At 72.6% G+C, this 12,274-nt stretch carries 6 protein-coding genes; 1 reads left to right on the top strand and 5 read right to left on the bottom strand.

Annotated elements, in window-relative coordinates; translation table 11 throughout:
* Nucleotides 1-557 precede the first annotated feature (557 nt).
* Nucleotides 558-2,066 carry a hypothetical protein gene (locus ACZ6KY_RS04185; protein WP_469308755.1) on the top strand — a complete coding sequence of 503 codons (1,509 nt, stop codon included), beginning with the start codon at nt 558-560 and terminating at the stop codon, nt 2,064-2,066.
* Between the two features lie 341 nt (nt 2,067-2,407).
* On the opposite strand, the gene ACZ6KY_RS04180 is transcribed toward ACZ6KY_RS04185, so the two are convergent.
* The 5 genes from ACZ6KY_RS04180 to ACZ6KY_RS04160 form a co-directional block, all read right to left on the bottom strand.
* The gene (locus ACZ6KY_RS04180; RefSeq protein ID WP_469308754.1) at nt 2,408-3,169 is read right to left on the bottom strand and encodes a hypothetical protein; all 762 of its coding nucleotides are present in this window, start codon (nt 3,167-3,169) and stop codon (nt 2,408-2,410) included.
* A gap of 71 nt (nt 3,170-3,240) precedes the next feature.
* Entirely contained in the window at nt 3,241-4,113 is an 873-nt protein-coding gene (locus ACZ6KY_RS04175) for a TauD/TfdA dioxygenase family protein (protein WP_469308753.1), read from the bottom strand.
* A 113-nt stretch (nt 4,114-4,226) separates the two neighbouring features.
* On the bottom strand, nt 4,227-4,925 hold the full coding sequence (locus ACZ6KY_RS04170) for a hypothetical protein (RefSeq protein ID WP_469308752.1): 699 nt from the start codon (nt 4,923-4,925) through the stop codon (nt 4,227-4,229).
* Nucleotides 4,870-5,940, bottom strand: coding sequence for a GSCFA domain-containing protein (locus ACZ6KY_RS04165; RefSeq protein WP_469308751.1), 1,071 nt, complete (start codon nt 5,938-5,940; stop codon nt 4,870-4,872). Before ACZ6KY_RS04165 ends, ACZ6KY_RS04170 begins: the two co-directional genes overlap by 56 nt.
* Before the next feature lie 25 nt (nt 5,941-5,965).
* Nucleotides 5,966-12,109 carry an SDR family NAD(P)-dependent oxidoreductase gene (locus ACZ6KY_RS04160; RefSeq protein ID WP_469308750.1) on the bottom strand — a complete coding sequence of 2,048 codons (6,144 nt, stop codon included), beginning with the start codon at nt 12,107-12,109 and terminating at the stop codon, nt 5,966-5,968.
* Nucleotides 12,110-12,274: the final 165 nt, after the last annotated feature.

The following is a 12,274-nucleotide window of genomic DNA, read 5'->3' as shown; positions in this document are numbered from 1 at the left end:
ACATGTCGCACCGTCACAAACCGCCCGCCAAGGTGGCATCAAACAGGACCAAGAAGACGATCTTGCCTCGTTTCCGGGACGGCGAGGTGCGGTTGCCTGCCGCGCTGATGGCTCTCCGCCCAGCGGACCGCACCAGGTGCCACCGTCCCCGTGAGCGCGAAGAGTGCCCCGAGCACATACCAACCGGGGCGCCCCCAAGTGACGCAGAGCACAATGAGAAGCCCCGGCCCGACGGCCTCGGACAGTCCGGCACCGAGGCCGAACACGCCGAGGTACTGACCGGTGGCGTACGGCGGGGCGAGAGCGAAGGACACCTCGAAGCCCGCGGCGGACTGACTGTTCGGTGAAGCGCGCGCTTCGTGCGTCACTCGGTGTGCAACGCGGGGTGTCTGCCCTTCGGTGGGGCAGGCGGGTCGTGGACGCTCCGTGCGGGCCCTGTCGCCGGTCGCTTACTGACCGTACGCTGACAAGTCATAGAACTTCAGGCGTGATTGACGGGGGGAACCGTCATGTCCTGGGATCCTCAGGGTGCTCGTGACGACGTCGTCGTTCCACCGATGCCTACCGCGCCGCCGCCCGCTCCCGCCGATCCGTGGCGGGCCCTCGCGGTGGCGTTGCTGAACCTCAGCGGGCTCGGGCTCGGTTACGCCGTCGTACGCCGCTGGGGGCTGATGGCGGCGTGCTGGGTCGCGACGGCGATCCTGCTTCTGGTGGCCCTGCCCGCGCACCCTGACGGGGTTCCCGGCGCGACGGTCGTGCTCTACCTGGTCTTCCTGGTGCTCGCGGCGGCGCACGGCGCCTCCGTGGGCCTGCGGACCCGGTTGGCGCTGCTGCCGAGCGCCTTGATCGCGGCCGCGCTCGGCGTCGTACTGCTGGCCGTACCCGCCGGAGGGGTCGTCCTGTACGACGGGGCGCGCCACGAGGCCACGGAGCAGATGCTGCTGGACCGGCTCGACCGGGCGGACAAGCTGGTCAGGCAGTCCGGGAAGCAGACGTTCGAGACGGCGGAGGCCGACTACCGCCGCGCGCTGGCCGTCTACGGCGCGCTGCGCGACGACCACCCGGGTTCACGCGCGGCCCGGCGTGTTCCCGACCGTCTCAAGACCTACTACGCCACCGTCGGCGCCCCGTACGCGCAGAGGAACTACTGCTCCGCCGTATCGCCCTTGAAGTACCTCCGTACGGTCCCGCGCACGATGGGCGAGAAGGCACTCGGGGACCTGGCCACCTGGCCCGACGACCGGCTGGCCACGTCGCTCTACGAGTGCGCGGCAGCCTCGCTGAGTAGCGGCGGCGCGGACTGGACCGCGCAGTTCGGCGAGCTCCTGTCGACCTTCCCCAAGTCCGCACAGGCCGGGAAGGTGGAACCCGCCGTGAGGACCGCGGTCGACAAGGCGGTCGGGGCCGTGGGCGGCGACGACCCCTGTGCGGCCGTCCAGCGGCTCAACGGTCTCGACACCCAGGTCCGCGGACTTCCCGGGGAGCAGGCCGGCCTGGCCGGCACCCTCGGCAAGGACGCCGACCGGGCCTCGCGGAGCGCGCGTTCGGGCGCGTACGCCTGCGGGGTGCGTCAGTACAAGGACGGGAACTTCGGTGACGCCGTCACCACCATGAACGACTTCGCCAGGAACAACCCGCACCACAAGAACCGGGCGCGCGCCCAGAAGATAGCCATCGCCGCGGAGGTCGCGCAGACGGTGCCCGCGGCCGGCAAGCGTCTGCCGACCACGGCGTCGGGCGGCAGCATCGCCGTCACGGTCAAGAACGACAGCCCCGACGAGATCACGGTCCTGTTCACGGGACCGGTGACCGGTAGCTTCGACCTCAAGGCGTGCGGGAGCTGCGCCACGTACGGTTTCGGCAGCACGTTGGGGCTCGGTTTCAAGCCGTGCGGCGACAGCGGCAAGCACTACCCGCAGCGGACCATCCGGTTGCCCGTCGGCACCACCTACTTCGTGCACAAGTCCCGGAGCGGCACCGGAAAGTCCCCCGCCTCCGACACCGCCAAGCTGTCGCCGGGCTACGTCTACACCGAGTGCGCGTACACGACGAGCCTCGGCTACTGAGGCGACGGCCGGGCGGCCGGTCTCCGGGACAGCCGGGTGCGTGCCATCTGCCGCTGGGAAAGGGCGGGAACAAGCTGGACCAGGCCCACGGAGGCCAGGTCGTCGTCGCGGGAGTGGACGGCCCGGACGGTCCAACGGCCGGGCGGGAGCCGGACATCCGCCTGTTCCGGGAGCTCGCCGCCGTAGGCGTACTCGACGTTCAGTGCGTGGGTACGACGATCAACGGGCCCCCATCGACTCCACCCGGGCGAGCGGGCGAGCGGCCGGAACCGGCCCGGGCGACGAAATGATGTCCATGGGGGCAGTGTGCCGTCGGCCACTGAGGGCGTGACGTCAGAGCTTCAGACCGAAGTGTCGTTCAGGGCAGCCCCCAAGCCGTCGGTCAAGTGGCGGAAGACGGTGTGGTCCGGTGGTTGGCCGGCGGGGGCAAAGGCGTGGGCTGCCGCGCGGGTCTGGGATCCGGGGAAGGTTTCGGTGTAGGCGCCCGCGTCGGCTGTGGCGTAGGCGTGGGCCAGGACGGGGGCGAGGGCGTCGGCGTGGGCGGTCGCGAAGGACTCGGCGTTCGCGGCGGTGCTGAGCCGGGCATAGGTGTGCCCGTAGTCGTCGGCCTCGGCGGGCGACCTGCCGTTGGCCAGGGCGTAGTCGCGGGCGTTGGCGTGTGCCTCGGCGTAGGCGGCGGCGTGCGGATAGGCCCTGCGGTAGGTGTCGAGCAGCACCGGGTGCAGGGCGGTGGCCCAGGCCGGCTCGTCCACGGTGTGGCCCCGGGCGGCACGCAGGTGCAGGTCGATCAGGCACCCCGTCGGTAGCGAAGGCGATGGGGACTCGGCCCCAGGCTCGGCGCCTGGGCCGCCGTCCGGCTCAGCGCGGGTCAGCAGAGGCAGGACCGTCCTGGCCTGCCACCGGTGGATCGCCGGCAGGCCGGCGCGGCGTAGGTCGTCCGTGCCGGGGATGCCCTCGGCCGTGGGGAGGAACTCCCGCAGGACCGTGGTCAGTTGGTCGGCCCAGTGCGGCGGGCCCCCGGGGCCGGCCGCCTCCCCGGTGCGGACGCGGGTCGGCTCTCCCTCCGTGAGGAGAGGCGGTTCGGTTTCGGGGGGCGCGTTCATGGGCGGTGTCCCTTGCTTCCGGGCAGGCGGGGAGGGCGGTCGGGGGTTCGGTGGGCGGGCCCGGTTCGGTGTCAGGCCTGGGGGCGGGTGCCGTTGACCGCGACGCGACGGCCGTAGCGGCTGTGGGGGAAGTAGTCCCAGACGGCGTGGTGTTGCACGCAGCGGTTGTCCCAGAACACCAGGCTGCGCGGCTGCCAGCGGACCCGGCACTGAAGCAGCGGGGTGCGGGCGATGTGCGCGTAGAGCATGTCCAGCAGGGCCGTGCTCTCGGGGCGTGACAGCTGGGTGATGTGCGAGGTGTAGGGGCCGTTGACGAAGAGGAGCTTGCGGCCCGTCTCGGGGTGGCGCACCACGACAGGGTGCTCGTTGCGCGGGATGTCGTACTCGGGCGGTATGGGCTGTCCCATCCAGGGCAGCGCGCCGTCGTGCACGGCGGTCAGGCCGTCGAGGAAGGTCCGCATGGCCGGCGAGAGCAGCTCGTAGGCGAGGTGCATGTTGGCGAACAGGGTGTCGCCGCCGCTGCCGCCCTCGGGGACGGTCGTGATGTGCAGCAGGGAGCCGAGGGAGGGTTCGGCGTCGGCGGTGCCGTCGGCGTGCCAGCCGTTGCCTGCGACGGCACGGGACTCCTTGGTCGCCCGGATCTCCAGGACGTGCGGGTCGCTGCCCTCCTCCGGCAGGGCGACCGGGTGAAGCTCTCCGAAGAGGCCGGCGAAGCGCTTGTGCTGCTCGGTGGTGAGGTCCTGGTCACGGAAGACCAGCACATGATGGGCCAGGAACGCGTGCCGGATCTCCTTCTCCTGTTGCGGGGTGAGCTCCTCGCTCAGGTCGACGCCCGACACCTCGGCGCCGATCAGCGGCGTGACGGGGTCGACGGTGATCGTCTCGTAGGGCTCGGCGGGGCGGGTGGTGATCCGCTCGACGGCTTCCAGTGCGTGCGCTTCCATGATGCGTCCTCACTTGTACGTGGAGTGGCTGGTGTGGTCGGGATGTGCGGCGGGGCCGCGGGCTCACAGGGGCCTTGCGGCGGGTGCCGGCAGGGGTGCGGGGGCCGGCCAGGTCACAGGCCCCGGTCGAGGAGTTCGGAGAGGATCAGGCGGCCGAAGCCGACGCTGCCGTGGATGGTGTCGTCCGCCTGGCAGAACGGCGCACGTTGCAGGCCGTCGCTCCCGGTGACGCGGGTGCGAAGGTCGACGGTCTCGACGCCACGGGCACGCAGTTCGCCGTGGAGTACGTCCTGGGCCGCGAAGAACACGCGGGGATCGGACATGCCGGGGACGCGCTGCGGCGGGAGCAGGGCGAGCATGCGCAGTCCAAGGGCGCCTGCGCGGTCATAGAAGGCCAGTGCGCCGGTGGCCGTGGCGCGTACGAGGTCCCTGAAGTGGGCGCTGTTCAGGAAGCCGGCTGTGTAGGCGCCGTGGGTGTCCCGGTGCACGGCCCAGTTGGCAGCGGTGGCCACGGTGTGCACGCTCAGGCCGAACGTGCACACCAGCGGCATGGTCAGCCGACCGAGGGCGGGGGTGTCCAGCATGTCGAGGAACTCCCGGTACAGGACCTGCGCTTCAGGGTCACGGAAGGTGATGTCGTCCGTGCCCGACGGGTCGAAGAACGGTCCGAGGAAGTCCCGCCCGGAGCCGATCGGGCCGCCCACGAAGGGGAGGTCCGATTCCTTGGCCGCGCGGCCGACGGCTCCGGCGTGCGAGTCACCGAGCAGGAGGAACCTGGCCGGGGCCGTAGTAGTCGAGTATGACGTCGTCACACCATTGCTCCTCTGCGCCGACGGTGGGGTGGAGTTGCGGGGCCGTGGGTCCCGCGGGAAGCGGGCGGCCGGTCGTCGCGGCGAAGAAGTGCCGCATCACGAAGGCGACCCCCTCGGGGGTGACGGTGCGCAGGTTGGGCTCGTAGAACCTCGCCCGGTAGGGAAGACCCGTGACGATCTCGTACGAGGGGAAGTAGTCGACGTGGTCGAGTTCGTCTGCGAGTTGCCCTGCCGCAGCCCGCAGTACGGACTTGGAGTGAGTGGTCGCGACGAGGGCATGCCGGCCTGTGGCGGTCGCCGTCAGGGGCACCGGCGAGACCGTGAGGACCATCCGCAGCCGGGAGTTGAGGCCGCGAGCCAGGTCCAGCACGGCCCTCAGGTCGTCGGCCACTTCCGCGACCGTGTGGTTGCGCAGGACGTGCCGGGCGGCGTCGAAGGTGCCGCCGGCCGTGCCGGGGCACAGCGGCAGTACGGTGCCGTGCGCCGTGTCCCACCATGCCTCGGTCAGGCCGAGGGTGAAGACGAGGCAGTGCGCCCGGGTCAGCGCCGTACGGATCGCGCGGAGGGTCACCGTCCGGGCGGCGAGGGCCTGTTCAACGGAGGTGAACCCGCCCGGTTCGATGGTCGGCCGGTACGGGTCGAGGAACGCGCCCTGAGCGTCCCACAGTTCCTCGGGCGGTTTCTCCTCGTCCAGCGCCCAGGCGACCCATTGGCGCAGGGCGGCGGCCGTGTAGATGTTGCCGGTGCGGAAGGAGAACCGGCGGTAGCCGCACTGGTCTTGCTCCGCCGCGGTCAGTCCGGGCGGCGGCAGCTCGGCGTCGTACCAGTGCATGCCCTCGGCGAGGAGGGCGCGACCGATGTGGCGGGCGAAGCAGGAGCCCGCGGTGACGACCGGATCGTCCTGTCCGATCGGGAACTTGGGGCTCCACAGGTCGTGGATGTCCTGGGGGTCGGGTTCGGCCACGGCGGTGCGCCAGAACGATCGGGCGGGCAGTCGGGTGTACGGGTGTGCCACGGCGTTGGTCTCCTCGGCTGCCGGGTCAGGAGCGGGCCGCGGGGGCGCGGCGGTCGCCGGTGGTGGTCGCGGGGGCCAGGGGCTGGGTGGTGAGGTCGCCCGAAATGGCCGTGGTCACCGCGCGCACATGGGGGTCGGCGACGAGTTCGTAGTGGTTGGCGGGGACTTGGTGGATCCGGGTCGAGGACGGCAGAAGGGTGTTCCACTCCCCCGCCGTGGACGGGGCGGCCATCGCCACCGGGAGTTCCTGGACGGCCTGTTGGGCGAGCCACAGGGTGCTGGGGGTGCTCGTCACGCGGGGCAGCCGGTGTTCGGCCATGGCCGCGAGGTTGGCCCTGCAGCGGCGGGCGAGGCGTTCGGCGTAGGCCCTCCCCCGCTCGGCGAGGGCACCGTCGGCCCGGTTTCCGCGCAGTTCGTACGCGAACACGGCCGCGACCTGGTCGTCGTCGGGCACGGGACGGCTTCCCGGGTCGGGGGACGGCGGGTCGAGCAGATAGAGGGCTTCGGCCGGCTCGCCGCCTTCCTCCGCGAGGGCGGCCATGGTGAGGGCGGTCCACGCGCCGAACGACCAGCCTCCCAGACGCAGTTGATGATCGGAGGCGGGGAACTTCCCTCGTACGGCGGTCAGGTAGTGGCCGGCGCGTTCGGTGAGGGACCAGTCGGAACCGTCCGGCGCGCTCAGAGCGGGGTCGGCGATCAGGCAGACCGTCAGGTGGGCCGGCAGGGCCGAGACCAGGGTCCGGTAGGCCTGGATGTCGCCGCCGACGGGGTGGACGAGGCAGAGCACGTCGGCACCGGTGCCGTGCTGCCAGACGTCGACCGCGACGGTGTGGGTCCGCTCGGCCGCGAGGACACCACCGGTGAGGTGGCCGAGGATCTCGTCCAGGGTGACCCGGTGGCTCAGCCGGGACAGGTCCAGGTCCGTGCCGTAGAGCCGTTTCACCTCGTCGAGAAGCTCCAGCAGGGTCAGCGAGTCGGCGCCGAGGTCGTAGAGCGGGGCCGCCGGGTCCAGGGTCTCCAGGCCGAGGAGGGATCGGGTCGCCTCCAGCAGCCGGGTGGCCGGGGCACGGTCGCCGTCGCCGTCACCGGAGTGGGCGTGGAAGTTGGCGATCGGGGGACCGGAGGGGACCCCCTTCCCGGCATCGGTCCGCGCCACCGCGTCGGCGTTCGAAGCGGCGGTGTCCTCCCGCTCGACCTCGTAGAAGCGCACCGCTTCGGCCAAGTCGGTTGTACAGACCAGGAGATGTGGCAGCTGGAGTTCCATCGCCCGGTCGAACACGTCGGTGCCCTCCTGCGGGGTGAGCGCGACCTGGAGGTGAGCTCGGTGACGTGCGTCCCGGACGCGCGCGCTGTGCGCCATGCCGACCTCGCGCCACGCGTCCCAGGCGAGGGCGGACCTTGCGGTGGCGGTGTCGTCGCCGGTGTGGTGGGCGAAGCCGTCGAGGAGGGCGTTGGCGGCAACGTAGTCGAACTGTCCGATCCCGCCCAGCTCGGCGGCCATGGAGGAGCAGTAGAGGACCGTGCCGGGCCGGTGCGTGGCGATCAGGCGCTCGGCCAGCAGGGCGCCGCGCAGCTTCGCGGCGATGCCCGGGCGGGTGGCCGGGGCGTCCCGGCGTGCCAGCAGCGTGCCGTGGGCCGTACCGGCCGCGTGGATGATGCCCGTGAGTCCTTCCAGGTGAGGGCTCAGACGGCTGGTGATGTCGTCCAGGGGCTCCTCGGCGAGGTCGGCCCGCACGCAGGTGATCCGGCCGGCCCAGGGAGCGAGGGTGGCCGGCAGCTCCGCCGTGCGGGACAGGAGTACGAGCCTGGTGTCCGCCTCGCGCAGGATGCGGGCGGCGAGGGTGGTGCCGATCCCTCCGGTTCCGCCGAGTACCAGGTGGGTGCCGGCCTGCGGCCGGGAGGAGGTGCCGGGCGCGGGCAGGCCGCCGGATGCCACCTCGGTCACGGGCCGGTGGACGGGATACCACCAGTGGCCGTCACGCAGGGCCAGCCGCGCGGCGGGAGGTGTGCCCTCGTCCAGGATCGCCGACAACTGGTCGGCCCAATCGCTCGGTTCGGCGTTCGGTAGGTCCACCCAGCGTACGTTCAGGCCCAGTTCCTGTCGTGGCACCTCGGTGACGGCTGCCGACAGGGCGAGTTCGGGCCGCTGGACGGGGCCTGTCACGGGCTGGGCCGCGTGGGTCAGCACCCAGGCCCGGGGTCGCGAGTCGGCGGGCACGTCCGCCAGCGCTGCGCACAGGGCCGCGACGGTGTCCAGGCACGCCCGGACCGCGGCATCGACCGTGGACTCGTCCACAGCGCCGCGCACCGCGAGGGGCAGGGTGTGGAGCCAGTCGGTCCGAGTGCCCGGAGGATCGTCCAGGTCGGCCAGGACGCGCCCGAGTTGATGAGTGTCGGCCGGATCGGCACGGTATTCGTCGGGGCCGAGGCGGGCAAAGCCGCCCATGTCCTCCCGTACGCGCACCACGCGAGCGCCGCCCCTTGCCAGAGCCGCCCAGGACGCCTCTTCGGACGAGGCTGCGCCGACGACCACCACGGTGTGCCCGGGGGCGGGCGAGGTCCCGGAACGGGCCCGGCGCCACCGGACCCAGTGTTTCTGGTGCAGCCAGCGGTCGGACGGGAGCCGCCGGGGGAACCGGGGTTCCGCGTCGGCGGGCGAAGGGGTGCTGGACCGGCGGAGGTCGTAGTCGGCGAGGTCGAACGAGGGCGGCGGGAAGTTCCAGGGGGCCGGGACCGGCCGCTCCCGCCAGTCGACGTCGTGGCCCGCGGTCCAGGCTCGCGCCACGTCCTCCGATGTCAGCGTGAGGGCATCGGCCCGCTCGGGCGGGGCATCGGTGACACCTGCTGGTTCCAGGGTGCGCAGCCACGCCACGGCGGCAGCCGCGTCGGGCAGGACGCATGCCGCCCGGTGGGTCAACGCCGGTCGTCCGGTGCGCAGATGGCGTGCGACGTGCTCGTAGTCGCCGGGGTGGGCGGTCAGGTGGTCGGCGATGCGGCGGGCGTCCGAACGCAGCGCCGACGCGCTGTGCGCGGACAGCGCCAGGAGCGGCTCGAACGGCCGCTGCCCGCGGTCGGCGTCCTCCGCCGACGCAGTGTCCTCGGCCGGTGCCGCCTCCTCGACCAGCAGGTGCGCGTTGGTCCCGCCGATGCCGAAGCTGCTGACCGCGGCCAGCCGTGGCCCGGTGCGCGGCCAGGGCTCCGCGACCACGGGGACGCGGAAGGCGCCGGCATCGATCTCCGGGTTCAGCCGGTCGAAGTCGGCGGTCGGGGGAATCGTCGCGTGGTGCACCGACAGGACCGCCCGGACCAGGCCGGTCACCCCGGCGGCTGCGCCTAGGTGTCCGATCTGGCTCTTCACCGACGACACGGCGACACGGTGGCCCGGCGGCAGTTCGTAGGCGTCCTGCAGTGCGCCCGCCTCGACGGGGTCGCCGAGGCGGGTGCCGGTGCCGTGGGCCTCCACGTAGCCGACATCGGCACCTCGGCGTCCGGCGCGGCGCAGCGCGGCACGGATGGCCGCCCGCTGTCCGGGAAGTGAGGGGGCGCTGTAACCCAGCTTGCGGGTGCCGTCGTTGTTGACGGCGGAGCCGGTGACCACGGCGTAGACCGTGTCGCGGTCGCGGCGGGCCAGACTCAGCGGTTTGAGGACGACGACCGCGGCTCCACTGCCCCCGATGGTGCCGTCGGCGTCGGAGCTGAAGGGGCGGCAGTGACCGTCCGGGGAGAAGATGTGCTGGGGGCGGTAGGTGTAGCCGTCGGTGAGTTCCGTGTCCACCAGCACTCCCCCGGCGAGCATGACCTCGGCGTCGCCCTGGCGGAGGAGCTGGGCTGCCAGGTGTACGCCGACCAGGGAACTGGAACAGGCGGACTGGACACTGAACGCGGGCCCGGTCAGGCCGAGATGGTAGGCGGCCTTGGTCGCCAGGAAGTCCTTCTCGTGGTGCAGGGCGAGCCTGAAACCGTCGGGAAGGTCATCGGGGCCGGCCTCGCGGATCAGCCGCTGGAAGTACGTGTTCTCGCCGCAGGCCGCGATCAGCCCGACCGGCCGCGCGGCCGGCTCGGCGATGCCCGCGTGGACGAGGGCTTCCGCGCAGACCATCAGCATCAGCCGCTGCTGCGGATCCATCAGGCGTGCCTCGTGGGGGCTGATGGTGAACCGCGCCGGGTCGAAGGCCAGCGGTCGCGCCGACTGGCTGCTCGCGCCCACCCGTCGGCCCGATGCCGGGAAGTGCTCCACACCGCGTCGGCCGGAGGTGACGAGGTCCCAGAAGGCGGCGAGGTCGGGTGCGCCGGGCAGGCGTACGGCCATACCGACGACAGCGACGGGCTCCGCCGACGGACCGGGGGCCGCCGACGGGTGGGGGGTCGCGTCCGGCCTCGGGGAGGTCCCCGGCCGTGGTCCCGCACCGGCCGCCTGGGGTGTGGCCGTTGGAGGGACCACGGTGGAGGCCGGTCCCGCGAGCGATGCCGCCAGCGACCGCAGGGTGACGTGCTCGAACAGGTCGGCCATGCGGAAGGACAGCCCGGGTACCGTGGCACACCGCAGGTGGAATCGCATGAGGTCGAGGCTGCTGGCGCCCGCGTCGAAGTAGTGCTGCCCGGGGCCGGGCCTCTTGCCGGTGGCCTCGGCGAACAGTGCGGTGAGCCGCGCTTCCGTCGGAGACAGGGCCTCGCCGGAGGTTCCCGCGCTGCCGAGTGCGATGCCTTCGGCGGTGAGGGCGGCCGTCCGGTCGATTTTTCCGCTCGGGGTGCGGGGCAGCGCGGCCAGTCTGCGTACACGCGCCAACCGGACGTACGCGGGCAGCAGTTCGCCGAGGTGACGGTCCAGGGCGGCCGGGTCGGGGTCGGGGCCCCGGCACTCCAGGCAGGCGACGAGGCGGTCGTGCTCGGCGACCACGACCGCGTTGATGACACCGGGGTACTGAAGCAACGCGGCCTCGACCTGGCCGAGTTCGAGGCGGTGCCCGCTGAACTTGATCTGTGCGTCCTCGCGTCCGGCGTAGTGCAGCAGCCCCTGCGCGTCGAAGCGGGCCAGGTCACCGGTGCGGTACAGGTTGCCGCCGTGGGGGCCGGGGGTGAAGCGGCTGCCGTTGAGGCCGGGATCGCCGAGGTAGCACGGGGCGGCCATGGGACCGCCGACAAGGAGGCGGCCGGTCACGCCGGGCGGGGCGGGGTGGCCCTCCTCGTCGACGACACGCAGTTCGGCGTGGGCGACCGGGCGGCCGATGGCCGGGCGCAGTGGCCACGCGGCCGGGTCGCCGCTCAGGCACAGGCCGCTGACCACGTGGGTCTCGGTCGGCCCGTAGTGGTTGTGGAGGCGGGCGCCGTCCAGTCCGGCGAACCAGTGGCGGATCGCGTCCGTGCACACCAACTGCTCACCCGCGGTGATCACTTCGCGCAGCCGCGCGGGGTACTGCCCGCTGCGGACGCCGTGTTCGGCGAGCAGTTGCAGGGCCACGTACGGCAGGAACAGGCGCTCCACGCCGTCGGTCTCCAGCCGCTCCAGCAGGGTGGCCAGGTCGTGGCGCCAGGCGGGATCCACCAGACGCAGCAGGCCTCCGGTGCACAGGGTGGTGAGGATCTCCTGGAAGGAGACGTCGAAGGACAGCATGGAGAACTGCTGGGTGACGGCGGGTCCGGCCGGTCCCGCCTCGTGCTGCTGCCAGGCGATCAGATTGCACAGGGTGCGGTCGGGGACCTGGACGCCCTTGGGGACGCCGGTGGAGCCGGAGGTGAACAGGGTGTAGAGCGGCCGCTGTGCCGAGTGCGGGCCTCGATCGGCTCCCGTCGGAGGCAGGTCCGCGAGGACGAGCGGGTGCCGTGCCAGGGTCTCCGGGGCGACGGCGTCGAGGGCCTCGGCGGCGCCCGGGGCGTACAGGACGCAGAGCGGCTCGGCCTGCCGCAGAACGTGGTTCAACAGGGCGGGCGGGTAGGCGGGGTCCAGGGGGACGACCGTCAGGTTGAGGCGGGCGCAGGCGAGCAGGGCGACGATGTGCTCGGGTGACGGGTCCAGGTAGAGGGCCACCGCGGCCGGGGCGGCGGGGTCGGTGGGCAGCGGGTGGTGACGCTCGATCTCGTCGGCCAACGAGGCTGCGTACGCGTCGAGTTCGGCGTAACTGAGGATGGTCGTCGTGTGGGCGAGCGCCGGCGCTTCCGGAGTGCGCCGCACCTGGCGTGCGAAGCCCTCGGCGATCGTGGTGAACTCCGGGGGCAGCGCGCTGGGGGGGGAGGGGGGGGGGGTGAGGTGTGGGGGGGGGGGGTGGGGGGTCGGGGAGGGTGGTGCATGGGGTATGGGGGGGGTGGGTGGGGGGGTGGTGGGGGGGGCGGGTCAGGG

It is taken from the genome of Streptomyces sp. NPDC042002, from assembly GCF_055588305.1.
This window is presented reverse-complemented; position numbering and strand designations above follow the sequence as displayed.

Excerpts from the sequence above, each read along its gene's own strand:
- ACZ6KY_RS04185 (WP_469308755.1), top strand. The coding sequence starts at position 558 with ATGCCTACCGCGCCGCCGCCCGCTCCCGCCGATCCGTGGCGGGCCCTC.
- ACZ6KY_RS04180 (WP_469308754.1), bottom strand. The coding sequence starts at position 3,169 with ATGAACGCGCCCCCCGAAACCGAACCGCCTCTCCTCACGGAGGGAGAG.
- ACZ6KY_RS04175 (WP_469308753.1), bottom strand. The coding sequence starts at position 4,113 with ATGGAAGCGCACGCACTGGAAGCCGTCGAGCGGATCACCACCCGCCCC.